This window comes from Salarchaeum sp. JOR-1, from assembly GCF_007833275.1.
In the GTDB taxonomy this organism is placed as follows: Archaea; Halobacteriota; Halobacteria; order Halobacteriales; family Halobacteriaceae; genus Salarchaeum.
Map to the genome: position 1 here is coordinate 1,436,993 of NZ_CP042241.1, position 23,022 is coordinate 1,460,014.

At 67.6% G+C, this 23,022-nt stretch carries 23 protein-coding genes; 11 read left to right on the forward strand and 12 right to left on the reverse strand.

The features are described from left to right. Positions 1–14 precede the first annotated feature (14 nt). The 7 genes from FQU85_RS08590 (at position 15) to FQU85_RS08620 (ending at position 7,275) form a co-directional block, all read left to right on the forward strand. Positions 15–773 carry an SDR family NAD(P)-dependent oxidoreductase gene (locus tag FQU85_RS08590; protein ID WP_240792409.1) on the forward strand — a complete coding sequence of 253 codons (759 nt, stop codon included), beginning with the start codon at positions 15–17 and terminating at the stop codon, positions 771–773. Between the two features lie 124 nt (positions 774–897). Then, a complete protein-coding gene (locus FQU85_RS08595) occupies positions 898–2,220 on the forward strand; it encodes an ABC transporter substrate-binding protein (protein WP_206022027.1) in 1,323 nt (440 codons plus the stop codon). A gap of 6 nt (positions 2,221–2,226) precedes the next feature. Then, positions 2,227–3,093 (forward strand): branched-chain amino acid ABC transporter permease, encoded by an 867-nt coding sequence (locus tag FQU85_RS08600; protein WP_145846894.1) that lies wholly within the window; start codon positions 2,227–2,229, stop codon positions 3,091–3,093. Then, the gene (locus tag FQU85_RS08605; RefSeq protein ID WP_145846896.1) at positions 3,090–4,118 is read left to right on the forward strand and encodes a branched-chain amino acid ABC transporter permease; all 1,029 of its coding nucleotides are present in this window, start codon (positions 3,090–3,092) and stop codon (positions 4,116–4,118) included. Before FQU85_RS08600 ends, FQU85_RS08605 begins: the two co-directional genes overlap by 4 nt. Continuing rightward, positions 4,115–4,882 carry an ABC transporter ATP-binding protein gene (locus FQU85_RS08610; RefSeq protein ID WP_145846899.1) on the forward strand — a complete coding sequence of 256 codons (768 nt, stop codon included), beginning with the start codon at positions 4,115–4,117 and terminating at the stop codon, positions 4,880–4,882. Before FQU85_RS08605 ends, FQU85_RS08610 begins: the two co-directional genes overlap by 4 nt. Next, positions 4,879–5,610: an ABC transporter ATP-binding protein gene (locus FQU85_RS08615; RefSeq protein WP_145846902.1), complete on the forward strand. Its 732-nt coding sequence runs from the start codon at positions 4,879–4,881 to the stop codon at positions 5,608–5,610. Before FQU85_RS08610 ends, FQU85_RS08615 begins: the two co-directional genes overlap by 4 nt. Beyond that, a complete protein-coding gene (locus FQU85_RS08620) occupies positions 5,611–7,275 on the forward strand; it encodes a long-chain fatty acid--CoA ligase (protein ID WP_145846905.1) in 1,665 nt (554 codons plus the stop codon). On the opposite strand, the gene FQU85_RS08625 is transcribed toward FQU85_RS08620, so the two are convergent. Next, positions 7,272–7,940 carry an MBL fold metallo-hydrolase gene (locus FQU85_RS08625; RefSeq protein WP_145846907.1) on the reverse strand — a complete coding sequence of 223 codons (669 nt, stop codon included), beginning with the start codon at positions 7,938–7,940 and terminating at the stop codon, positions 7,272–7,274. The two genes, FQU85_RS08620 and FQU85_RS08625, sit on opposite strands and share 4 nt — an antisense overlap. A 95-nt stretch (positions 7,941–8,035) precedes the next feature. Between FQU85_RS08625 and FQU85_RS08630 the strand changes: the two genes are divergently transcribed. Together FQU85_RS08630 and FQU85_RS08635 are read left to right on the forward strand one after the other, a co-directional pair. Continuing rightward, complete coding sequence (locus FQU85_RS08630) at positions 8,036–8,551, forward strand: GNAT family N-acetyltransferase (protein ID WP_168219961.1); 516 nt, start codon at positions 8,036–8,038, stop codon at positions 8,549–8,551. A gap of 90 nt (positions 8,552–8,641) precedes the next feature. Further along, a complete protein-coding gene (locus FQU85_RS08635) occupies positions 8,642–9,058 on the forward strand; it encodes a hypothetical protein (RefSeq protein WP_145846911.1) in 417 nt (138 codons plus the stop codon). Between the two features lie 5 nt (positions 9,059–9,063). Here the strand turns inward: FQU85_RS08635 and msrB are convergent, their stop codons facing one another. After that, positions 9,064–9,450, reverse strand: a complete 387-nt coding sequence (gene msrB, locus FQU85_RS08640; protein ID WP_145846913.1) for a peptide-methionine (R)-S-oxide reductase MsrB — start codon at positions 9,448–9,450, stop codon at positions 9,064–9,066. A gap of 80 nt (positions 9,451–9,530) precedes the next feature. On the opposite strand from msrB, the gene FQU85_RS08645 reads away from it, so the two are divergent. Beyond that, positions 9,531–10,682: a threonine synthase gene (locus tag FQU85_RS08645; RefSeq protein ID WP_145846915.1), complete on the forward strand. Its 1,152-nt coding sequence runs from the start codon at positions 9,531–9,533 to the stop codon at positions 10,680–10,682. Here FQU85_RS08645 and FQU85_RS08650 read toward each other — a convergent pair. From FQU85_RS08650 to FQU85_RS08675, 6 genes are read right to left on the reverse strand one after another with little or no spacing between them, the layout of a single operon-like run. Further along, positions 10,679–12,490, reverse strand: coding sequence for a DEAD/DEAH box helicase (locus tag FQU85_RS08650; protein ID WP_145846917.1), 1,812 nt, complete (start codon positions 12,488–12,490; stop codon positions 10,679–10,681). The two genes, FQU85_RS08645 and FQU85_RS08650, sit on opposite strands and share 4 nt — an antisense overlap. A 40-nt stretch (positions 12,491–12,530) precedes the next feature. Beyond that, positions 12,531–13,229, reverse strand: a complete 699-nt coding sequence (locus FQU85_RS08655) for an ABC transporter ATP-binding protein (protein WP_145846919.1) — start codon at positions 13,227–13,229, stop codon at positions 12,531–12,533. Then, positions 13,226–13,981 (reverse strand): ABC transporter ATP-binding protein, encoded by a 756-nt coding sequence (locus tag FQU85_RS08660; RefSeq protein ID WP_145846922.1) that lies wholly within the window; start codon positions 13,979–13,981, stop codon positions 13,226–13,228. The genes FQU85_RS08655 and FQU85_RS08660 overlap by 4 nt, the downstream gene beginning before the upstream one ends. Next, entirely contained in the window at positions 13,974–15,098 is a 1,125-nt protein-coding gene (locus FQU85_RS08665; RefSeq protein WP_145846924.1) for a branched-chain amino acid ABC transporter permease, read from the reverse strand. Before FQU85_RS08665 ends, FQU85_RS08660 begins: the two co-directional genes overlap by 8 nt. Positions 15,099–15,100: 2 nt before the next feature. Next, on the reverse strand, positions 15,101–15,964 hold the full coding sequence (locus FQU85_RS08670; protein WP_145846926.1) for a branched-chain amino acid ABC transporter permease: 864 nt from the start codon (positions 15,962–15,964) through the stop codon (positions 15,101–15,103). 1 nt (position 15,965) lies between these two features. Then, positions 15,966–17,330 (reverse strand): ABC transporter substrate-binding protein, encoded by a 1,365-nt coding sequence (locus FQU85_RS08675; RefSeq protein WP_145846928.1) that lies wholly within the window; start codon positions 17,328–17,330, stop codon positions 15,966–15,968. Positions 17,331–17,519: 189 nt separating this feature from the next. Here FQU85_RS08675 and FQU85_RS13345 point away from each other — a divergent pair, with 189 nt between their 5' ends. Beyond that, a complete protein-coding gene (locus FQU85_RS13345) occupies positions 17,520–17,660 on the forward strand; it encodes a hypothetical protein (protein ID WP_168219962.1) in 141 nt (46 codons plus the stop codon). Here FQU85_RS13345 and FQU85_RS08680 read toward each other — a convergent pair. The 4 genes from FQU85_RS08680 to FQU85_RS08695 are packed head-to-tail and all read right to left on the reverse strand — an operon-like array spanning position 17,657 to position 22,956. Then, positions 17,657–19,747, reverse strand: coding sequence for a caspase family protein (locus FQU85_RS08680; RefSeq protein WP_240792410.1), 2,091 nt, complete (start codon positions 19,745–19,747; stop codon positions 17,657–17,659). The genes FQU85_RS13345 and FQU85_RS08680 overlap by 4 nt on opposite strands. Before the next feature lie 45 nt (positions 19,748–19,792). Then, positions 19,793–20,467, reverse strand: a complete 675-nt coding sequence (locus tag FQU85_RS08685; protein WP_145846929.1) for a hypothetical protein — start codon at positions 20,465–20,467, stop codon at positions 19,793–19,795. Between the two features lie 42 nt (positions 20,468–20,509). Further along, positions 20,510–22,180 carry a thiamine pyrophosphate-binding protein gene (locus FQU85_RS08690; RefSeq protein ID WP_145846931.1) on the reverse strand — a complete coding sequence of 557 codons (1,671 nt, stop codon included), beginning with the start codon at positions 22,178–22,180 and terminating at the stop codon, positions 20,510–20,512. Beyond that, positions 22,180–22,956 (reverse strand): SDR family NAD(P)-dependent oxidoreductase, encoded by a 777-nt coding sequence (locus FQU85_RS08695; protein ID WP_145846933.1) that lies wholly within the window; start codon positions 22,954–22,956, stop codon positions 22,180–22,182. Before FQU85_RS08695 ends, FQU85_RS08690 begins: the two co-directional genes overlap by 1 nt. Between the last annotated feature and the right edge of the window lie 66 nt (positions 22,957–23,022).

The window sequence follows — 23,022 nt, forward strand, 5'->3', positions numbered from 1 at the left end:
CGACGATGGCGGGTATGGAGTTCGACCTCTCCGGGAAGACGGTAGTCGTCACGGGCGGGACGCGCGGCATCGGTCGTGCCATCGCCGAAACGTTCGCGGACGCGGGCGCCGACGTGGTTCCGACCTCGCGCAGTCACGACGACGTGCAGGACGCCGCGGACGCGATGCGGGAGTACGGCGTCGAGTCGCTCGCCGTCCCGACGGACGTGACCGACGAAGCCGCTATCGAGCGCCTGTTCGCCGACACCGCCGCCGAACTCGGGAGCGTGGACGTGGTCGTGAACAACGCCGGCGTCAACCCCGACGGCGCGCTCGGCCCGCCGGAGGACGTGGAGACCGAGGACTTCGACTTCGTGACGGACGTGAACCTCCGCGGCGCGTTCCTCTGCGCGAAACACGCCGCCGAACACCTCCAGGACGCGGGCGGGTCGCTCGTGAACGTCGCCAGCGTCGGCGGGCTGGTGGGACTGCCGCGCCAGCACCCCTACGTCGGGTCGAAGCACGGCCTCGTGGGGCTGACGAAGTCGATGGCGCTCGACTGGGCGCCCGACGTGCGCGTGAACGCGCTCGCCCCCGGGTACGTCAGCACCGACCTCACGGAGGAACTGGAGGAGAACGACCGCCTCCGGGAGTCCATCGAGCGCCGCACGCCGCTCGGGCGGTTCGCGGAGCCCGCGGAGATCGGGGGGCCGGCGGTGTTCCTCGCGAGCGACGCGGCCGCGTACGTCACGGGCGAAGTCCTCAGCGTGGACGGCGGGTGGACCGCGCGCTGACCCGGCCTGCTACGCGCCACCACACACTCCTCGACACGCTTCAGTATGGCGAAAAGTCGCATGCCATACAGCAACATACTTATTGTTCATGGGGGTTCTACGTGCTACCGGGTGCGGATTACCAATGGTTAACGACTCCCACGAAGACATGCATCGCGCGACGGACGACCGTCGCTTCGCCGAGTTCGACCGCCGAGACTTCCTGAAGGCAAGCGGAGTCGCGGGGGCCGCGGGCCTCACCGGATTCGCTGGCTGCATGGGTGGCGGCGGCAGCGACACGATAACGTTTGGCGCTATCCACCTGCTCTCCGGGTTCGCCGCGGTCTACGGCGAATCCGCCCAGCTCGGGTACGAGATGGCTCGCGAGGAGATAAACGACGCCGGCGGCATCGACGGGAAGCAGATCGACGAACTCCTCTACCGGGACAGCGAGGGCGACGGCCCGACCGGCGTGGAGGCCGCGCGCTCGCTCGTCCAGGAGGAGAACGTCGACGGCCTCGTCGGCCTCGACTCAAGCGGCGTCGCGCTCTCCGTCGCGCCCGTCGTGAAGCAACTCCAGACGCCGTTCATGGTCACGCACGCCGCGACGCCCTTCGTCACCGCGACGAACGGCCCGAACGCGGTCGGCAACGACTACGTCTTCCGCGACGGCGTGAACCTCGCGCAGAACGTCTACGGCGCGTCCGTCACCGCGAGCGAGACCGACGCGACGACGTGGACGACCATCGGCCCGAACTACGCCTTCGGAACCCAGACGTGGGACTACTTCAAGGCGTTCACGCAGGGCATGGACCTCGGGTACGAGTACCTGGAGGACGCGACCGCGTACCCGGCGCTCGGCGCCGGTGACTTCACGCCGTACATCAACAAGGTGTTGAACGCGGATCCGGACGGCGTCATCACGAGCCTCTGGGGCGGCGACCTCATCACGTTCATCAACCAGGCGAAGAACTCGAACTTCTTCGAGCAGATAGACAACGTCCTCATGACGGTCGGCGCGGCGACGGACGTGCTCCGCCCGATGGGGAACAACATGCCGAACGGCCTGCAGGCCGGGACGCGGTACTGGTTCGGGGCACCCGAAACCGAGGAGAACAATACGTTCGTCCAGAACTTCCGCGACCGGAACAACGGCCGCTACCCCTCGTACAACGCGCAGAACGCGTACACCGCGCTCTACCTCTACAAGGAAGCGATCGAGGCCGCGGGGAGCACGTCGCCCGACGACATCATCAGCCAGTGGGACGGCATGGAGTACGGCGCGCCCGTCGGGGACTTCACGATCAACTCCCAGAGCAACCAGGCCGTTCTGCCCGCGGTCTGGGGGACGACGAGTTACTCCCAGGAGAAGGGCATCACCGTCCTCGACCCCGTCAACCGCATCGACGCACCGGCGGAGGATCTGCGGACGCTCCTCGAAGGAACCGACCTGCCTGCTGGAGTCTAACCCAGCATGGCGCTACCGATTCAAGAGATACTCACCGGACTGAGCCTGGGGAGTCGCTACTTCCTCGTCGCCATCGGCCTCAGTCTCATCTTCGGCGTGCTCGGCGTGCTGAACTTCGCGCACGGCGCGCTCTACATGATCGGCGCGTACGTCTCCCTGACGGTCGTGCAGAACGCCACCGGAAACTTCTGGGTGGGGCTGATCGCGGCCGGTCTCGCGGTCGGCGCGGTCGGCGCGATCATCGAGATGGGGCTGATTCGGCGCGTGTACGACCGCGACGAACTCGACCAGCTCATCCTCACGTTCGCGCTGGTACTCATCATCTCCGACCTCACGCGAACCGTCTGGGGGTCGGGAAACCAGACGATGGCGACGCCCGAACTCCTCGCGTCGAACGTCCAGTTCCTCGGCACGAGCTACCCCGCGTACCGGCTGTTCGTCATCGTCGTCGGGTTCGCCGCGATGGGCGTGTTCTGGTACGCCATCCAGCGAACCTACCTCGGACGGCTCGTGCGCGCCACGTCCAGCGACCGCGACATGGCCGCGTTGCTCGGCGTGAACGTCCCACGGCTCTACACGGGCGTGTTCTTCGCCGGGAGTTTCCTCGCCGGTATCGGGGGCGCGCTCGCCGCCCCGATGCAGGCGTTTACGCCCGCGCTCGGCGACCAAGTCATCATCAACGCGTTCATCATCGTCGTCATCGGCGGCCTCGGATCGTTCACCGGGGCGTTCGTCGGCGCGATGTTCATCGGCCTCCTGCAGAGCTTCGGCGTCCTCGTCGCATCGGGCGTCGGCCAACTCCTCCCGTTCCTCGCAATGATTCTCGTACTCATCTTCAGACCGGAAGGACTGTTCGGGGGTGAAGAACAGTGAGCAACGAAACGATTCTCGGGCTTCCCGCGCGACGCACCGCAATCGTCGCGTTCGCCCTGCTCGTCGTCGCCCCGTTCGTCCTCCCCACGTTCCAGACGTACGTACTGTCGGAGGTGCTCGTGCTCGCGCTGTTCGCGACGGCCTTCAACCTCCTCTACGGGTACACCGGACTGCTGTCGTTCGGGCACGCGATGTTCTACGGGGGCGCCGGCTACGCGCTCGGCATCTTCCTCCGTGACGTCGCGCCCAGCCTCCCGTTCGGCGGCGCGACGCCGCTCGTCGCGTTCGTCGTCGCGGCGGTCCTCGGCGTTCTCGTCGCGACGGCCATCGCGATTCCGGTCGGCTACCTGAGCGTTCGACTGGAGGAGATCTACTTCGCGATGCTGACGCTGTCGTTCAGCATGGCGCTGTATACGCTCGTGAATCAGAACTACTTCGGCGTCACGAACGGCAGCGACGGGATTCTCGTCCTGCTCAACACGGCGAACCTGTTCGGGTTCACGCTCTCGCTCTACGACAGGGTGACGTACTACTTCGTCATCCTGCTCGTCGTCGCGCCCGCGATGTACATCCTCTGGCGGGTGGCGAACTCGCCGTTCGGCCTCGTTTCGGAGGCCATCCGGGAGAACTCGGAGCGCGCGTCCGGCCTCGGCATCGACGTTCGGCGCCACCAGTGGGCGGCGTTCGTGCTCTCGGCCGTGTTCACGGGTATCGCGGGCGTGCTCGTCGCGCCACTGCACAGTTCGCTCTCGCCCGGCGCGAGCCTGCACTGGTCGATCAGCGCCGAACCCGTCATCATGACCGTGTTCGGCGGGCCGTACTCGTTCATCGGCCCAACGGTCGGTGCGCTGTTCTACCGGTACATCCGGTGGGGCATCACGCAGTTCCCGATGCTCGAAGCGCACTGGCAGCTCGTGTTCGGGGCGCTCATCCTCGTCATCGTGGTGTTCGCGCCGCGCGGCGTCTCCGGCCTCCTGAAGTGGGCCGTCAAGCGCGTTCGCGGGGACGGAGGTGAGTCGACGTGACGACCGTTCTCAGGACGGAAGACTTGCGCCGCGAGTTCGGCGCGCTCTGCGCGGTCGACGACGTCAGCGTCGAGATAGACTCGGAGGAAGTCACGTCCATCATCGGGCCGAACGGCGCGGGGAAGACGACGTTCTACAACCTCCTCTCCGGCCGCCTCGACCCGACCGCGGGCGAGGTGTTCCTCCGGGGGCGCAGCGGCGACCTGGAGAACGTCACCGGCCTGCCGCCGCACGACATCGCACAGCGCGGCCTCTCCCGCGCGTACCAGATTAACAACAACTTCGAGGGGTTGTCCGTGCTGGACAACCTCCGGGTCGCGCGCGTCAGCGCGACCGACCGCTCGTCCGAACTCCTCTCGCGGTACCACGAGGACGAGGAACTCCGGGATGCCGCCGAGGAGGTTCTCGAACTCACCGGTCTCTCCGACGTGGCCGAGACGGAGGCGTCGAACCTCAGTCACGGCGACAAGCGGAAGGTCGAGATAGCGCTCTCGCTCGCGACCGACCCCGCGGTCGTCCTCCTCGACGAACCGACCGCGGGCATGAACCCCTCGGAGTCCGAGGAGATGGTCGAACTCATCAAGGAACTGGACGAGACGACGGACACGACGTTCGTCCTCACCGAACACGACATCGACATGGTTCTCGAAATCAGCGACCGCATCCTCGTCCTGCACCGGGGCGAACTCATCGCGAACGGCACGCCGGACGAAGTGATGGCGAACGAGGACGTGACCACGGCCTACCTGGGTGAGCGCCAATGACGGAGGGCGACCGCGTGCTCACCGTCGAGGGAGTGCACGCCTACTACGGGAACAGCCACATCCTCCACGGGGTCGATCTCGACCTCGACGAGGGCGAAGTCGTCACGCTCCTCGGACGGAACGGCGCGGGGAAGACGACGACGATGCGGAGTATCGTCGGCGTCGTCCCGCCCCGCGAGGGAACCGTGACGTACCGCGGCCAGCAGATAAGCGGGATGGACGTGGACGCCATCTCCGACCTCGGCGTCAAACTCGTGCCGGAAGACCGGCGCGTGTTCCCGACGCTCACCGTGCAGGAGAACCTCTCGCTCGCGAAGCGCCTCGCGCCCGCGAGCGACCGCACGGTCGACGAGATGTACGACATCTTCCCGGTGCTCGCGGAACTGAAGTCGAGCAACGGACAGAACCTCAGCGGGGGCGAACAGCAGATGCTGTCCGTCGCCCGCGCGCTCGTCCAGGATCCGGACGTGCTCCTCCTCGACGAACCGACGGAGGGCCTCGCGCCCGTCATCGTGGACGACCTGCGCGAGGTTCTCAACGACGTCGTGGAGCAGAACGTCACGGTGCTCCTGACCGAACAGAACGTCCAGTTCGCGTTCGACCTCGCGGAACGCGGCTACATCATCGACAAGGGCGAAATCGTCTTCGACGGCGAAATCGAGGAGATAGAGCAGCGCGAGGATCTCCTCGAGGACTACCTCTCGGTCTCCAGTGGTGAACTCGAATAGATGAGTACGGATCTCACGCTCCGCCCGTTCTTCTGGCGGGCGACACGGCTCTTCCCCGAGAAACGCATCGTCTCCCGGACGCACGACGGCCGGTTCGAGTACACGTACGCCGAGTTCGGTGACCGCGTTCGCCGGCTCGCGGGCGCGCTCACCGAACTCGGCGTCGAGCAGGGCGACCGCGTCGGCACGCTCGGCTGGAACCACCACCGGCACTTCGAGGCGTACTACGCCGCCCCGCTATTGGGCGCGCAGCTCCACACGGTGAATCTCCTGCTGCACGACGACCACCTCGAACACATCGTCACCGACGCGGCTGACGACGTGCTTCTGGTGGATCCGGACGCGTTCGAGGACGTCGAACGCCTCCACGACTCGTTCGAGTCGGTTCGCCATATCGTCGTGATGGACGACGAGGTGCCGGAGACGGAGCTCTCGAACGTGCACGCGTACGAGAACCTCGTCGACGACGCGGATCCCGTAGAGTCGTGGCCGGACGTGTCGGAAGACCAGCCAGCAGGCATGTGTTACACGTCGGGGACGACGGGCAAACCGAAGGGCGTCGAGTACACGCAGAAGATGATTTACTCGCACGCGATGATGACGATGACGCCCGCCGCGCTCGACATCGCGGAGGACGACGTGGTGATGCCGGTCGTCCCGATGTTCCACGTGAACTCCTGGGAGTTCCCGTACGCCGTCACGATGGCGGGCGCACGCCAGGTGTATCCCGGGCCGTCGCCCGACCCCGCGGATCTCGTGCGCCTCATCGAGGAGGAGGGCGTGACGCTCACCGCGGGCGTTCCGACCGTCTGGATCAACGTCCTCGACTACCTCGACGACCACGACGCCGACCTCAGCAGCCTCGAGCGCATCGTCGTCGGCGGCAGCGCCGCGCCGAAGGGCGTGATGGAGCGCTACGAGGAGGAGTACGGCGTCGCCATCGAGCACGCGTGGGGAATGACGGAGACGATGAGCATCGGCTCCGTCAGCCGCCCGAAGTCCACGATGGACGTCTCGCGGAGCGAGGAGTACGACCTCCGCGCGACCCAGGGCCTCCTCTCGCCCGGCCTCGAAATGCGGGTCGTGAACGACGACGGCGAGGACGTCCCCTGGGACGGCCAGACGCCGGGCGAACTGCTCGTGCGCGGCCCGACCGTCGTCGACGAGTACTACAACCGCCCCGAAGCCAACGAGGAGGACTTCCAGGACGTTCCCGGGAGCGCCGCGACCGGGAGTACGGAAGACGGGTCTTCCGAAAGGTGGCTGAAGACGGGGGACATCGTCGTGGTGGACGAGGACGGCTACCTCGAAATCGTCGACCGCGCGAAGGACGTCATCAAGTCCGGCGGCGAGTGGATTTCGAGTATCGAGCTGGAGAACCAGTTGATGTCGCACGAGGACGTGGTGGAGGCCGCGGTCATCAGCGTCCCCCACGACACCTGGCAGGAACGCCCGCTCGCGTGCGTCGTCCGCCGCGACGGCAGCGACATCGGGGTCGAGGAACTCCGAACTTTCCTCGAATCGGAGTTCCCGTCCTGGTGGCTGCCCGACGACGTGGTGTTCGTCGACGAGGTGCCGAAGACCGCGACCGGGAAGTTCGACAAGAAGGTTCTCCGCGACCGGTTCGACGACCCCGACCTCCCCTACACGCCCGGGGAGGACTAGGGGTCGAGCGCCGCCACGTCTTCTTCTGTCGCCTCGACGAGACCGCCGTGATAGCAGAGCACGCGGTCGTACTCGTACTCCGCGAGGTGAGTCACCGACTCGTACGCTCGTTCGAGGTCGGGCGTCACGCGCTCGTTCGGCCCCTCCACGCCGTTCTCGCCGCCGATGAGCGCGTCCCCGGCGAGCAGGAGGTCGGCGTCGGGGACGTGCAGGGAGACGTGGCCGGGCGTGTGACCGGGCGTCTCCACGACCTCGACGGGGCCGGCGCTCGCGGTGAACGTGACGCCCTCGACGAGTTCCACCGCCACGTCCACGGGCGGGTAGCGTTCGCCGCCGCCCTTGATGGGCTCCTGGCGGCCGTCGATGGCGGGTACGTCGCTCCCGTGCGCCATCGTCACCGCGTCGGTGTCCGCGAGGAGGTCGGCGGCCGCGCCGACGTGGTCGCCGTCCTGATGCGTGAACAGGAGGATGGACACGTCGTCCACGTCGTGCCCGAGTTCGTCGAGCGCCGCTCGCACGTCGTCGGACTGGTTCGGGAGGCCGGCGTCCACGAGGACGACGCCGTGGTCGGTCTCGATGGCGACCGCGTGGAACACGCGCGTCCCGTCGTCGGTCGTCAGCGGTAGTTCGAGGTCGTAGACGCCCGTGGCGAGTTCCGTGACCATAGCGGGGTGTCGCGCGCCCACTGGGTAAAGCCACCCGCCGCTGCGGCGCTCACCGGGACGCGAACACCGATACGGCTCGATGCCGTACGGCGCGTGTGAGCCTCAGGATTCGACGGTACGAACCCGGCGACCGCGACGCCGCGGACGCCGTCATCGAAGCCGCGCTCCGGCACGCGAACGCCTACTTCGAGGACGCGCCCGCGCTCGTGGACGGCGACCGCATCGCGGAGTACGTCGAGTCCGGCGGCGAGTTCCTCGTCGGACTGCTGGACGGCGAGCTGGTGGCGACCGCCGCGTTCCGCCCGCCGAAGGGCGTCGCCGCCGACCTCGTCACTGTCACCGAGCACACTGCGGAGGTGAAGCGGATGCACGTCCATCCGGACCACCACCGCCGGGGGTTCGGGCAGGCGATGTACGACGAACTCGAAGCGCGTGCGGCGGACGCCGGACACGCGCGACTCGCCCTCTCCACGAGTGCCCGCCAGGAACCCGCGCACGCCTTCTACCGGCAGAACGGCTACGAGCAGACCGCGCGCACCAGCGTCGAAATCGACGGCGGCGACCTCGGGATTCTCGTGTTCGAGAAATCCCTTTCGACTCGGCGTTCCTGATACGTGCTGGACGACGCTGATATCGTGTAACCCGCATACTCACACGTACACTATGGTGGAGGGCCCTGGCGAGATGACGAACACCCGCGCATGCCGGACTCGGTTCCCGACGAACTGCTAGCGTATCTGCGCGAATCGCTCGGCGCGAACTTCCACGGGGTCGCACACTACGACCGAGAAACAGTCACCACCCAGCTCTCGCCCGACGTGAGCGGGTCACTCGGCGAGGAAACGCTGGCGGATATCGCGGACGACCTCCGCCTCATGGACGTGGGGCGGACCGCGCAGGAGTCGCTCTACAGCCTCGGATCGCTATACTGCACCATCCGCGCGTTCGACGACGCGCTCCTCCGCCACTTCATTCAGGGTGACGAACGCGGCACGCTCGTCTCGCTCGAACCCGAGACCGCGCCCGGACTCACCGACTTCATCTACGACGTCCTCCACATCCTCCACGAACACTCCGCGCAGGAGATATCGCGCGCGCCACACTGGCGCGCCGAGTGAGCGGCCTACGTTTCTTCGAAGTCGAGCGCGGCGGAGTTGATGCAGTAGCGCTTCCCGGTCGGATCCGGGCCGTCTTCGAAGACGTGACCGAGATGGCCGCCGCACTCCGCGCATCGAACCTCGATGCGGCGCATCCCCATGCTGTCGTCGTCCCGGAACTCCACGCTTCCCTCGACGGCGTCGTAGAAACTCGGCCAGCCCGACCCCTCGTCGTCGAACTTCGTCTCGGAGTCGAACAGCGTCGTCCCACAGCCCGCGCAGACGTACGTGCCGTCGTCGTCCTTCCCGACGAACTCGCCCGTGAACTTTCGCTCGGTTCCCGCCTCGCGGAGGATGCGGTACTCTTCGTCCGTGAGTTCCGCGCGCCACTCCGCGTCGGATTTCTCGACCATACCCCGTGTAGTGCGTGGAGGGTAAGGAGGGTTGCGTCCGACCCCCCGAGGTTTTGCCGGTAGTCCGCGAACCACGGGGTATGTCCGACCTCGTCTGCGACGCCTGCGGGAACACGTACCCCGACGGCGACCGCCAGCACTGCGACTGCGGGGAGACGCTCTGGTACGAACTCGCGACCGACTTCGCGTGGCCCGAGACTTCGGGAAGTCTCTGGGCGTACAGCGACCTCCTGCCGGCGAGCAATCCCGTGGGAATCGAGCGCGCGGCCGGGGGCACGCCGCTCGTGCGTGCGCCCCGTCTCGACGACTACGCCGGCTGTCGGGTGCGCGTGAAGGACGAGTCCGCGAACCCGACCGGGTCGTTCAAGGATCGGGGAACGGCGGTCGCCACGGCCGCGCTCCGCGAACGCGGCGCGGACGCAATCGGCACCGTCAGTCACGGGAACATGGCGATGAGCACCGCCGCGCACGCCGCGAGCGCCGGCATGGACGCCGTCGTGCTCGTCCCCGACGGGATCCCCGAGGAACGCCTCGGGCACATCGCGCGCTACGACCCCGAACTGTACGCCGTCTCTGGCGACTACGGACGGCTCTACGAGGCATCGTTCTCGCTCTCGCCGACGTTCGTCAACTCCGACTCCCCGCTCCGCGTCGCCGGTCAGAAGACCACCGTCGTCGAACTCCTCCACCAGTTCGACGGCGTCCCGGACGCCGTCGTCGTCCCCGTCTCCTCCGGCGGGCACGCGAGCGGCACGTGGAAGGCCGTGCGGGAACTCGACGCCGCCGGCGCAATCGAGTCCGTTCCCGAACTCCACTTCGCGCAGGCCGCCGCCTGCGACCCCATCGCACGCGCCTACCGGAACGGCGACGAGACCATCTCGCCCATCGACAATAGTACGGAGACTGTCGCGTACTCCATCGCGAACGCCGACCCGCCGAGCGGGACTCGAGTGCTTCGCGCCGCCCGCGACACCGGCGGGAGCGTGCGCTCCGTGGACGACGACGCCATCCTCGACGCGCAGCGCGCGCTCGCCGAACGCGCCGGGCTCGCTGTCGAGGCCGCGTCCGCCACGTCGCTCGCCGCCGTCCGCGAACTCACCGAGTCGGGACGACTCGACGAGGCCGACGACGTGGCGGTCGTCGCCACCGGCACGGGCTTCCGCGAACGCCCGCCGACGCCCGACACCGTCGCGCGCGTCACACAGACTGCGCTCCGCGAACGCCTCCGCTAGTCCCGGAACGCGACCGCCTGCGCGTCCGCCTCCCGCACCCGCACGCCCTTCTCGGAGAGATGGCGCGTCCGCCGCCGCGCGTGGTCTTCTTCTTCCGTGCCCCGGGTGGCGAGGACGTAGACGAGCGCGCGGCCGGCCGGCCGCATCGTCCGGCCCGCGCGCTGCGCGCCCTGCCGTCGACTCCCGCCGAGGCCGGACGCGACGATAGCGAGTTCGGCGTCCGGGAGGTCGATTCCCTCGTCGCCCACCCGGGAGACGATGAGCGCGTCCCGCTCCCCGCTCCGGAACTGCCCGAACAGCCGTTCTCGTCGCGGATGCGGCGTCTCCCCGCTCACGAACGGGACGTTCAGGGCGTCCGCCAGTCGGTCGCCCTGGTCGAGGTAGTCCGCGAAAATCAGCGTCTTCGCCTCCGAGTGCGCCGCGCGCAGGTGTCGGATCTCCTCGACCTTCGCGGGGTTCGAGGCCGCGCGCTTCCGGCGCTCGTGACCGTCAGCGGACGCCCACTCGTAGCGGTCGTCCTCGGAGCGCCACGGCACGTACCGGATTTCGACTTCGGGCTCCTGCACGAACCCCGCGTCGAACAGCGCGTCCCAGTCCGTCCCGATCGGCGGCCCGACGAGCGTGTAGATGTCGGTCTCGCGGTCGTCCTCCCGGATCGGCGTCGCGCTCAAGCCCAGTCGGTGCTTGCTCTGGAGATTCGCCGCGCGCCGGAACACCGGGCTCGGGATGTGATGGGCTTCGTCGAGGATGATGAGCCCCCACTCCCGCGAGTCGAACAGCTGTCGGTGTCTGTCCATCCCCGCCGTCTGGTAGGTCGCGATGGTCACAGAGCGCAGCTCCTTCCGGCCGCCGTGGTACTCGCCGATTTGGTCGTCGGTGAGCGTGGTGTGTTCGAGCAGGTTCTCCCGCCACTGCGACGCCAGCTCGCGGGACGGAACGAGGATGAGGGTCTCGCCGCCGACGGACGCCATCACGCCCATCCCGGCGACGGTCTTCCCGCTCCCCGGCGGCCCGACGAGCACGCCCGACCCCTGGCGCTCGAAGCGCGCGACCCAGTCCGCCTGGTAGTCCCGCAGGTCGAGGGTGAGTTCGACGTCGAGCGGTTCGCCGCCGTCGAGGTCGCGTTCGTCCCGCACGGGATACCCGGCCTCGTAGAGGACGCGCTTCACTTCCGAGACCTTCTCCGCGTTCACCCAGGACGTGTCGTCGCTGATGGGCGCGCGAAGGTGGGAGTCGTCCAATTTCTGTCGGGCGACGTTCCCCATCACGTCGTCCGACGCGGCCTCCAGCACGGTGTACCCTTCCTCGTGCGTGCGGAGCGTGAACTGGTGGGCGCGCCGCCACTGGCCCTCCACGAACTCCTCGATGGGGTCGGAGCGGCGGTTCGTCACCTCCCGAACCGCCGCGAGCAGGTCGTCGAGGGAGTCGTAGGGCGAACTCCACACGTCCTCCTTCCTGACTCGGTACCGGTACGCGCCGTCCCGCGTCGTGTCCGCCAGGTGCGCGAACTGGCTGAGGCGGGCGCGCGTGAACTGCCGGGGCTGGTCGACGACGACCTCGCGCTGCTCGGGGAACACGACGACGCGCTCGGTCTCCGCGGTCGCCGCGTAATCCGAGGGATAGTAGACAACGGGGTCGTTCGACACGTCCCGGCGTTCCACGCCCTCTCCCACGAGGTCGTCGAGGCCGTCGCTCGCGTCGGCCTGCGACTCCTCGCGGTGGGTCGCCACGTCCGTCGCGGTGACGACGGGACTCCCGACGGATTCGAGCGCGTCGTAGAACGCGGACAGCGAGAACTCCTCTGACACTACCGCGGCTTGGAGCGCGACGGAAAAGAAGGGCGCGGAATTAGCCGCCGAGGTAGGCGTCCCGGATGTAGTCGTCGCCCCGCAGGTCGTCCGGCGTGCCGTCCTTCTCGATGCGGCCGTTCTCCAGGAGGTAGATGTGGTCGGCGTGGTTCATCGCGAACGTCACGTTCTGCTCGCACAGCAGGACGGTGACGCCGTCCGCTCGGATCTCCTCGATGGCGTCGGAGATGTCTTCGAGGATGACGGGCGCGAGGCCGAGCGTCGGTTCGTCCAGGATGAGCAACTCGGGGTCGCCCATCAGGGCGCGGCCGATGGCGAGCATCTGTTGCTCGCCGCCGCTCATCGTGCGCGCGTTCTGTCCCTTGCGCTCTTCGAGCGTCGGGAACACGTCGTAGACGTACTCCAACCGTTCGGCCTCGCCGTCGCCGTGGCGGTACGCGCCGAGCGTGAGGTTGTCCTCGACGCTCATGTACCCGAAGAGGTCGCGGTCTTCCGTGCAGTGGATGAGGCCGTCGGCGACGAGGTCGCTCGCGTCCACGGACGCCACTTCCGTGCCGTCGTACGTGACGCTCCCGTCGTACGGCCGGAAGCCCGTCACGGTGTTCGCGAGCGTGGATTTCCCGGCGCCGTTCGGCCCGATGACGCTCACGATACTCCCCTCCTCGACGCCGAGGCTGACGCCGCGGAGCGCCGTCACTTCCCCGTACGACACGGCGAGGTCGTCGATGTTCAGAATCATATCTCGTCCCCTCCCAGGTAGGCTTCCTGCACGGTCTCGTCGTTCCGTATCTCCTCGGGCGTTCCCTCCGCGATTTTCGCGCCGAACTGGATGACGATTGCGCGGTCGATGAGGGAGAGCAGGCCGCGCATGTTGTGGTCGACGACGACCAGCGTGATGCCCTCGTCGCGGAGGTCGGTGAGGAGGTCGCTTAGCTCCGTGACCTCGCCGCTCGACAAGCCCGCGAACGGTTCGTCGACCAGGAGGAGGTCGGGGTCGGTCGCGAGCGCACGCCCCAGTTCGAGGCGGAGCAGTCCGGCGTGCGGGAGTTCGTCCGGCGTCTGGTGGAGGCGGTCGCCGAGGCCGACGCGCTCGCAGAGTTCGCGTGCGCGCTCTTCGGTCTCCCCGCGGAGCCCGGAGAGCGAGAACAGCTTGTCGGGTGCGAGCGCGAGCGCGACGTTCCGGAGGACGGTTCGGTCGTCCAGCGGCTTGAACGACTGGAAGGTGCGCGCCATTCCGCGCTTCACCATCTCGTAGGCGGGTTCGCCGGTCACGTCCTCGCCGTGGTAGTGGACGCTCCCGCTCGTCGGTTCGTACGCGCCGGTGACGCAGTTGAACGTCGTGGACTTCCCCGCGCCGTTCGGGCCGATGAACCCGAGGATTTCTCCCGCCTCCACGACGAAGGAGAGGTCGTCCACGGCGGTGAGGCCGCCGAACTCCTTCCGGAGGTTGTTCAGGACGAGCAGGCCGTCGTCGGGCGCGTACTCAGTCATCCCGACCACCCCGGAAGAACTCGCGGAACCGCTCCAGCGTCTGCTCGACGGGCGTCCGGCCGCCGTCCGCGGCCGCGCCGTCCGCGCCGATGAGGCTGCGGCCCGTGACGATACCCCAGCGGAGCACGCCGCCCGGGAGCGCGAACAGGATGAACAGGGTGACGACTGCGAAGATGACGAGGTCGAGGTCGCCGACGCTCACGCCGAGACCCGGAACGGTCGCGTTCACGTTGCTGAGCTGGCTGCGGAAGACGCTGAGGAACATCCCGCCGAGCGCCGCGCCGACGATGGTTCCCATCCCGCCCAGCACGGACGCGATGATGACCTCGATGCTCACCGTCTGCGCGAGCAACTGACTCGGCGTCGGACTCGCCATCGGCGTGTGCACGAACACCGCGCCCGCGAGACCGCCGACGCTCGCGGACAGCACGAACGCGAACGTCTTGAACTTCGCCGGGTTCAGGCCGGACGCCGCGACGGCGTCCTCGTCCTCTCGGATCGCGGTGAGGATGGATCCGGCGTCCGAGCGCGTCACCGCGAGCAGCACGGCGAGTATCAGGACGAACAGCGCGAACCCGACGTAGAAGTACACGTACGTCTCCTGTGCGAACCCGCTGGTCGCCACGAGCGGGTCGGGGTTGGAGACGCCGAGTTCGCCGCCGAACACGTCGCTGCGCCAGATGAAAACCTGGAGCAGGATGAGCGGCGCGACCAGCGTCACGAGCGACAGATAGGGGCCTTCGAGGCGGAGCGCGGGCACGCCGATGAGGAGGCCCGCGACCGCCGCGAGCACCGTGCCGAGCGCGACCGCGGCGACCGGCGGGACGCCCCAGCCGAGGTTCAACAGCGCGCTCCCGTAGCCGCCGATGGCGAAGAAGAGCGCGTGCCCGAAGCTTATCTGGCCCGTGTAGCCCGACACCGAATCCCAGCTCATCGCGAACATCCCGATGAACATCGCGATCGTGATCGTGCGGATGTGCAGGAGGCCCTGGTCGCCCGCGTACAGGAGCTCCATCCAGAACGGCGTGAGCCCCAGGAGCGCGAGCGCGAGCAGTCCCAGTTGTTGGCGGAGCGGGAGCGACAGCGGATTCAGCTTCGAAGTGAGTGTGTCCGACATCGTCACTCGGTGAATTCACGGCCGAACAGGCCTTCGGGTTTCGCGAGCAGTATCAGTACCAGTACCACCAGTGACGCCAGTCCGCTGAGCGAGGAATCGACGTACGACATCGTGAACGTCTCGAGGAAGCCGATGATGTACGCGCCGATGACGCTCCCGCGGATGGAGCCGATGCCCCCGAGGACGACGATGCTGAACGACAGGACGAGCGGCGCACGTCCCATGCTCCAGGACGCGGTCTGAATCGACCCGAGGAAGAGGCCGGCGAGGCCGGCGAACGCGCCCGCGAGCACCCACGTGTAGAGGTACATGCGGTCGCTTTCGATACCGACGAGGGACGCCCCCTTCGTCGACATGCTCGTCGCGAGGATGGCCTTCCCGGTCTTCGTGTAGTTGATGGCGAAGAACAGGAGGCCGATGATGACCCAGGAGAGCGCGAACACGAGGAGGCTGTTCGCCTGGATGCCGCCCGCGATGGAGACCTGTCCCGTCAGGAGGGAGGAGATGACCGCGGGCTGCGTGCCGAACCCTTGCTTGATGATCTCTTCGACGGCGATGGCGGTGACGAGCGTGAGAATCATCACCGTTATCGGGTCGTCCTCGACGCGCTGAATCATCCCCTTGTAGAGCGCCGCGCTGAACAGCCCGGGTACGAGGATGGCGGCGAGCGCGCCGACCCAGATGCTAAAGCCGAACACTTCCGAGGCGTAGTACGCGCTGAACGCGCCGATGGTGACGGTCGCGCCGTGCGCGAGGTTGAGGACGCCGCCCACCCCGAAGATGAGGGTGAAGCCGATGGCGACGAGCGCGTACAGCGCGCTCATCATCACGGCGTTCGCGACGACGTCGATCAGTGGCAGCGCCATCTTATACCCAGGGCGGACTCTCGTACTCGCCGGCTGCGAGGCTGTCCGGGTAGATGGTGGTCTGCTTGCCGCCGTCCCCGCTCTCGGTCGGCTTCCACTGGAGCCAGAGCGGACGGACGCCGTTCTCGCCGGTTCGGTCGTACACGACGTCGTGCGGGTACTCCGCGTTCTTCCCGTAGTACCGAACCGTGCCGGCAGTTCCGGTGAAGCTCATGCTCTCCAGTTCGGCGACCACGTCGTCGGGGTTCCGAGACCCCGCGTTCTCGGCCGCGGCCGCGTAGTTCTTCACGGCGTCGTACGCGATGTAGCCCGTGTAGACGGGGTACTTTCCGACCATATCGTGGTACGCGTTCGCGTACGGAACCGTCTTCTCCGTGATTTCGGAGTTCGGCGTCGCGGTGTTCTGGGTGACGCCGTACGCGCACGCGCCGTTGACGAGCCCCCAGTAGGAGGGGAGCTGCATCGGCACGTGGATGCCGCCGAACGCGAACGGACGCTGCTGTTTCGCGTACTGGACGAGCGCCGTGCTTCCGGAGTGCGCCATCGCGACGAACGCGGCGTCCGCGCCGGACGCCTCCACCTGGTCGTAGATGGTGGAGAAGTCCTTCGTTTCGCCCGAGTACCGCTTCATCCCCGCGACTTCGACGCCGGCGTCCGCGAGCTGGTTCCGGAGGACTTCGTCCACGGGCTCGGTCCACGTGTAGTCCTCGGTGAGGACGTAGACGGAGTCCCAGCCCATGTCGGAGAAGTTCGCTTCCGCGAAGTCCACCATGTTCGCGCCGAGGAAGTGCGCGTTCACGGGGCCGGTTCGGAACCAGTACTTGTACTTCTCGTACTCGTCCTTCAGCATCGTGGAGGCCTCGGGCGTCGCTGCGCCCGCGGTCATGTGGACTTTCTGCTGGCCCGCGATGCTGTCCATGAGGTTGAGGAGAACCTCGCTCGTGAACACGCCGGTCGTGAAGTCGACGTTCTCGCTGACGGTGAGCTCCTCGTACTTCGTCTTCCCGCGCTGGGGCTGTTCGTTCGTCGTCTTCACGAACACCTCGACGTCGTTTCCGAGGACGCCGCCGTTCGCGTTCAGCTCCTCGGCGGCGAGCTCCGCGGAGCGCGCGATAGAGTTCCCGATCGGGTTCTCCGTGCCCGTGTGTGAGGTGAGGACGCCGACTTTGAACGTGCCGCTCGGCGCGTCACTGCTGCTGCCGCCGCCGAGACAGCCGGCGGACGCCGCGAGGCCGGCCGCACCCGTTCCCTTGAGGAACGTCCGCCGATCCGCACTCGCCCCTATAGCGCTAACGATGTTTCGTTCCCCCTCGACTTCGTTACCAGAACAACGCCCATTGTCGTTCTGACTACCTTCGTTAACCATTGGTACGGTGTGGTCTTACAGGACGGACCACATAAGTATGTGTGGTGGTATCACTCGAAGACCGGGGCAAAAACTGCTCCGAGTGTCGCGCGGGCGTTCACGATCGGCGGTCGGCGAGTTTTTTAGACGTACACGTGTGCGAATATATAAAAAATATTTATCTAAAAATGGGTGATATAAACGATTGCAATGTCCGAAAGCAACCAGGGCAAGATCGCATCGTTCCTCACTGACAACCCCCGCATGATCGGCGTCCTCTTCACGATGACGCTCCTCCTCGCCCAGACGGGCGCCGTCTCCGCAAGCAACGTCGCCATCAACGGCCCCTAATCCAACCGCGAGAAATCGAACGTATCGGCCCAGTGTAACGACCCGTCGAACCGAATCGGCGTTCTTCTGTCGACGAACTCCACCAGCTCCTCTACGCTCAGCGTGTACTCCAGCCCGTCCCTCACCGGCGCGAGGTAGTACATCGACTCGCTCCGTATCGTCGGCGCCATCATCGTCCCGAGATCGAACGACCGTGTCAGGAACGTCCGGTACGTGATATCCACGGTGCCGTCCCGCACGTCAGTAATTTCAACGAGATCCGGGAGGTTCGACTCCGGCTGGACGATGCCGAGGCCGCCGTCGCCGATAGTGACGTACTGGCCGCCCGCGTAACTCTCGTTTCGCGCGGTTTCGAGCGCGACGTTCAGCGGGTACCCGACGTTCAGGAGGCGGGCGAGCGCCTTCCCCATCGTCACGGCCGCGTTGTTCAGCACGTCGCTCAGCGTGACGATACCGCCGATTGCGCCCGCCTCGACGAGCTTCGCGCCGACCCGATACGAGGAACACGCGTTCAGGAAGAACGCGTCGACGCCCGTCGTCTCGATGCTGTCGAGCGCGAGTTTCCCGTCCGCGCACTCGATTCCCTCCTCGTCGATGTGCCCGATGTAGTGGAGGAAGTCCGTGTCCGCAGCCAGCACCTCGCGGAGTTCCGCCTGGGTGAGGTTCTCGTGCTGGCGCACGTCGAACGGGAGCTCGTCCCGCGACCCGTACACCGTGTTCGTCATGTCCCGCTCCTCTATCATATCCGTCTCGTTACATACTACGGTGATGCCGATGTCGCCGGGCGCGAGCGAGCGGTTCACGCGGTTCTCGTACGCCGCGACCATCGCTTTGCTCGCGCCGATCGGCGTCCCCTCGCCAGCCCACGTCTGCTCGACGGAGTCGGCCGCGGTCGGCCGGACGTACCGCCCGCCGTTCGTCCCGCCGTCCGTCGCGCGGTAGAACTCGCGAACCGACTCCGCCTGCTCGGTCGCGCTCGCGACGGCGTCGTCCGTCGGCGTCCGCACGACCGCGAGTTCGTCCACGAGGTAGGGAACGAGTTCGAGGTACTCCGCGCTCGGCGTCACGTCCGCGGTGAGCTTCCACGTCGGACAGTACGGCTCCACGGACTCGAACGGCACCGAGAGGTAAGTGGCGAGTCGCTCCGTCGGCGACGCCGCGCGCGCCTCCGAGAACGAGATGTCGAGCGACGCTTCGAGGGCGGCGCGCTCGAACAGCGGCACCTCGTAGTACCCCTCTGTGCGGGCTACACAGTCCAGTACGAACACTTGCTTCAGGGTGCGCGCGACTGTCGCCTCGTACCCGCCCTCGCGGTCGAGCGAGTACGTGAACCCGTCCGCCGTCCGAATCTCGGGCGTCTCGCCGGGCACCAGTCGCGCGCCGAGGTAGTACGCGAGCGACACCGCCGGATAAATGTACTCGAAACGCGGCGGCACGGCCATCCGGACGTCCGTCTCGGGGGCTTCCAGGCCCGGCGGAATCACGAGTTCGTCCCCGCGCTCCAGCCGCGGCGGGTGGCCGCGGAGCGTCGGGTACGACCGCGCGGGCTCCTGCGTCTTCAGCGCGTGCCCGAACGCGTTCACGGCCTCCATCACGTCCCGGGGGTCGTCGGTCGTCGTCACCGTCCCAGCCGGCGAGTCGTGGAACGACCGCGCGCCGACCGCCACCCGCGTCTCGCGGTCGAACTCGATGACCGTGGTGTCCGCGTCCGACCGAACCGTCATCGGTCCCGACGCGCGGACGTAGAGCTTTATCGGGGCCGCGAGGTCGAGCACGTACTCGCCCGCGGGGAACTCCTCGAACGCGAAGTGGTCGGTCTGCGTGACGTGCGTCCCGTCGGCCTGCCGGACGTGAACCGCGACCACCACCGGAAACGTGATCGCGTCCGTTCGGAACGAAACCGCCGCGTCGAGCGGCATCGGGAACCGGTCTTCGGCACCCTGCTCTCGGACGTTCTCCGCGTCGGTCTCGACGCGAATCCGCGTGCGAGCTATCGGGTCGTACACCGACAGCCCTCCGTGCGGGGGCGTGTCGATTCGCGCGCCGATTCCGGCGGCGTCGAACGTATCCCCGGTTCGCTCCTCCATACGAATCGCCTTACGCGGCGAACCCGTCAAAAGAGTGTTGTCGTCTCAGGCGTCGAGAGAAACCCACTCAGAGACCACGTTCTCGTCCCGGAGACTCCAGCGCTGTTCCACGCTGTCGGTCACGCGGAGTTCGACGACGGCGTCGAACAGCGGTTCGAGCAGGCGGACGTGCCGGTTCTCGCGTGGTTGCGGGAGGCGGAAGTGCGCCATTCCGCGCTCCCGGCGGACGCGCTCGGAGAGCAGGTCGACGGTGCGGAACGTCTGGAACTCGCCCGCGGTGTCGAGGAGGGGCTGGAGGGTGTCGACGCCGAGGCGGAGTTCGCCCGGTTCGAACGCGCCGTCGAACGCGTCGATGCGGTCGAGAACCGCGCGGCCGAGCGCGTTCGCGTCACCGGCGGGGACGTGCTCGTGGGGCGTCACCGGCGGCGTGACGCTCGCCGACGCGACGGCAGTGCGGGCGTTCGTGCCGTGCGTGATGACGGTGTCGCTGTCGCCACAGCGCGTTTCTCCGACGCGCGTGGGGAGCGTGCTGCCGGCGCTACTGCCGACCACGAGCACGCGCTGCCTGGGGGCGTGATCGCCGTCACCGAACATTCGGCGGGACGCGCGGGCGTACGCCTCTCCGGGGACGTCCCCGACGACGAGGAGTGAACTCCCCTCCTCCTTCAGCCGTTCGAGGATCTCCTCGAACTCCCCGTCCGTTCGCCCCGCTCTATACATCGGATAAGACGTCACAGTGACAGCAAATAAACGTTTGGTTCGCTACTCGTCGTGGACGAGTACGTCGACAACGGTGGGGCCTGACTGGGCGAGCGCGTCGTCGAGCGCGGCGTCGAGGTCGTCCTCGGGGTCGACGCGAACGCCGGTCGCGCCGTGGCTCTCGGCGTTCTTCGGGATGTCCACGGGCGGGTCGAAGTCCATCCCGACGTACTCGTAGTCCCCCTCGCCGAACAGCCCCTGCATGTTGTTCTTGAGGATGCGGTAGTTCCGGTTGTCGGGAACGACGACGGTGAGGTCGAGGTCGTAGCGGGCCGCCGAGTAGAGGCTCTGCGGGTAGTAGAGGTAGGAGCCGTCACCGACGTGCCCGACGACCTGCCGGGGGTCGTCGCGCATCGACTCGGCGAGCGCCGCACCCACGGACGCGGGCAGGCCGTACCCCAGGCCGCCGCCCTTGTTCGAGATGGCTTGCTCGGGTTCGAGCGGCCACCGCGTGAGCAGTTCGTACTTCGCGGTCACGCCCTCGTCCACGATGTACGCGTCGGGCGCGGCGTCCCGGAGCGCGTCCACGAGTTCGCCCTTCGACCGCCGCGGGTCGTCGACGTCGTCGTCGCCCGCCATCTCCGCCTGCGCCATCTGCTTCATCGCGGCGACGCGCTCCAGGCGGCTCTGGCGTTCGCCGTCGCTCACGCGGGACTCGACCGCAGCGGCGATCTCGGCCATCGTCTCGCCGGGGTCGCCGAGCACGGCCACGTCAGCGGGCTGGTTCTTCCCGAGCTGCCACGCGTCGTCGCCGACGTGGACGAACGTCGCGTCCGGCACGAGGTCGCCCGAGTGCGCGGTGAGCGTCGTGTTCGTCGAACACCCGACGAACGCGACCGTGTCGGTGTCGAGGAGCGTGCGCGCGGTGTCCTCGTCCGGCGGGATGTAGGACACCCACTGGTCGTGGCTCGCCGGGAAGTCCACCTCGCAGGCGAGAATTTCGGCGTGCACGCGCGCCCCCGCCGCCTCCGCCAACTCGACCGCGGCGTCCACGGCGTCCGTCCCGGCGCGCGCGACGCCGTCACCGACGACGAGCACGGGGTTCTCCGCGTCCGCGAACGCGTCGGCCGCCCGCTCGACCTGACTGCGGTCGCCGCGGCCGCCGCTCGGAACCGCGCCCAGGCGCTCGGGCGCGGCGTCCGTCTCCGCCATCATCACGTCCAGCGGGAGGCCGAGGAAGACGGGGCCGGTCGGCGGCGTCAGCGCGACGCGGAACGCCCGGCGGAGCATCGACGGGAGCGCCTCGACGTCGAGGACGTCCGCGCTCCACTTCGTGAACTGCTGGGTCATCTCCACGAGGTCGCCGGAGAGAATCGGCTCCTCGTGACGGAACTCGGTGGAGTGGTTGCCCGCGGTGACGACGAGCGGCGCGCCCGCGACGCTCGCGCCGTAGATGTTGCCGAGTCCGTGCGCGAGTCCGGGCGCGACGTGGAGGTTCGCCACCCCCACGGGGAGCACGGACTCGTCGTCGTCCGCGTGATAGCGCCGCGTGCTCGCGTACCCCGCCGCCATCCCGACCGCCACGTCCTCGTGCAGGCCGAGCACGTAGTCGAGGTCGCTGCCCGCGAGCGCGTTCATCACGGGAAGCTCGGTGGTGCCGGGGTTCCCGAAGACGTGCTGGACGCCGTACTGTTCGAGGGCGTCGACGAAGAGGTCCGCGCCCGAGTACCCCATCAGATTTCGGGGGACTCCTCGATGCGCGGGACGCCCGCCGCGGTCACCGTCTCGCCGACGATGTACGAGGAGGCGGGGCTGGCGAGGAACTGCGCGAGGTCGGCGATCTCCTCGCTCGTGCCGATGCGGCGCTCGACGTCGTCGCGCTCGATGTTGTCCGCGCTGACGCCCATCTGGGACTCGACGCCGGGCGTGGCGACGAACCCGGGCGCGATGCAGTTCACGCGCACGTCGTCGCCCGACCACTCGTAGGACAGCGTCTTGGTGAGGTTGATGACGCCGGCTTTCGCCGCGCCGTAGTGACTCATCATCGGACTGCCGCGCTGGCCCGCGACGGACGCGAGGTTGACGACGCGGCCGCCGCCGTTCTCCCGCATGTGCTCGCCGGCGGCCTGCGTGCAGTGGTAGGTGCCGGTGAGGTTGATGTCCACTATCGTCTCCCAGCCGTTCTCGCTGATGTCCTCGAAGGGCGCCATGAAGGACGCGCCCGCGTTGTTCACGAGCACGTCCACCGACCCGAACTCCTCGACGGTCGCCTGAACGAGCGCGTCGACGGCGTCCCGGTCGGTCACGTCGCACTCGACCGCGAGGGCGGTTCCGTCGTAGTCGCCGTCGTTGATGTGGTCGCTGACGGGGTCGACGTTCTCCTGTTCGCGCGAGCAGACGACGACGTTCGCGCCGTCGTCGGCGAACCGTTCCGCGATTGCTCGGCCGATGCCCGACGACGCGCCGGTGACGATGGCGGTGTCGCCCGCCACGCTGAATCTGCTTACCATTGTTAAGACAATTACCCGTTTTCGGTTCATCGGTAATAAATCCGCGTCCGCCGGAGCGACCGGTAA

What these genes read in the sequence shown, in the direction of transcription:
- FQU85_RS08590 (WP_240792409.1), top strand. Translation starts at nt 15, where the DNA reads ATGGAGTTCGACCTCTCCGGGAAGACGGTAGTCGTCACGGGCGGGACG.
- FQU85_RS08595 (WP_206022027.1), top strand. Translation starts at nt 898, where the DNA reads ATGGTTAACGACTCCCACGAAGACATGCATCGCGCGACGGACGACCGT.
- FQU85_RS08600 (WP_145846894.1), top strand. Translation starts at nt 2,227, where the DNA reads ATGGCGCTACCGATTCAAGAGATACTCACCGGACTGAGCCTGGGGAGT.
- FQU85_RS08615 (WP_145846902.1), top strand. Translation starts at nt 4,879, where the DNA reads ATGACGGAGGGCGACCGCGTGCTCACCGTCGAGGGAGTGCACGCCTAC.
- FQU85_RS08620 (WP_145846905.1), top strand. Translation starts at nt 5,611, where the DNA reads ATGAGTACGGATCTCACGCTCCGCCCGTTCTTCTGGCGGGCGACACGG.
- FQU85_RS08625 (WP_145846907.1), bottom strand. Translation starts at nt 7,940, where the DNA reads ATGGTCACGGAACTCGCCACGGGCGTCTACGACCTCGAACTACCGCTG.
- FQU85_RS08635 (WP_145846911.1), top strand. Translation starts at nt 8,642, where the DNA reads ATGCCGGACTCGGTTCCCGACGAACTGCTAGCGTATCTGCGCGAATCG.
- msrB (WP_145846913.1), bottom strand. Translation starts at nt 9,450, where the DNA reads ATGGTCGAGAAATCCGACGCGGAGTGGCGCGCGGAACTCACGGACGAA.
- FQU85_RS08645 (WP_145846915.1), top strand. Translation starts at nt 9,531, where the DNA reads ATGTCCGACCTCGTCTGCGACGCCTGCGGGAACACGTACCCCGACGGC.
- FQU85_RS08655 (WP_145846919.1), bottom strand. Translation starts at nt 13,229, where the DNA reads ATGATTCTGAACATCGACGACCTCGCCGTGTCGTACGGGGAAGTGACG.
- FQU85_RS08660 (WP_145846922.1), bottom strand. Translation starts at nt 13,981, where the DNA reads ATGACTGAGTACGCGCCCGACGACGGCCTGCTCGTCCTGAACAACCTC.
- FQU85_RS08665 (WP_145846924.1), bottom strand. Translation starts at nt 15,098, where the DNA reads ATGTCGGACACACTCACTTCGAAGCTGAATCCGCTGTCGCTCCCGCTC.
- FQU85_RS08670 (WP_145846926.1), bottom strand. Translation starts at nt 15,964, where the DNA reads ATGGCGCTGCCACTGATCGACGTCGTCGCGAACGCCGTGATGATGAGC.
- FQU85_RS08675 (WP_145846928.1), bottom strand. Translation starts at nt 17,330, where the DNA reads ATGGTTAACGAAGGTAGTCAGAACGACAATGGGCGTTGTTCTGGTAAC.
- FQU85_RS13345 (WP_168219962.1), top strand. Translation starts at nt 17,520, where the DNA reads ATGTCCGAAAGCAACCAGGGCAAGATCGCATCGTTCCTCACTGACAAC.
- FQU85_RS08680 (WP_240792410.1), bottom strand. Translation starts at nt 19,747, where the DNA reads ATGGAGGAGCGAACCGGGGATACGTTCGACGCCGCCGGAATCGGCGCG.
- FQU85_RS08685 (WP_145846929.1), bottom strand. Translation starts at nt 20,467, where the DNA reads ATGTATAGAGCGGGGCGAACGGACGGGGAGTTCGAGGAGATCCTCGAA.
- FQU85_RS08690 (WP_145846931.1), bottom strand. Translation starts at nt 22,180, where the DNA reads ATGGGGTACTCGGGCGCGGACCTCTTCGTCGACGCCCTCGAACAGTAC.
- FQU85_RS08695 (WP_145846933.1), bottom strand. Translation starts at nt 22,956, where the DNA reads ATGGTAAGCAGATTCAGCGTGGCGGGCGACACCGCCATCGTCACCGGC.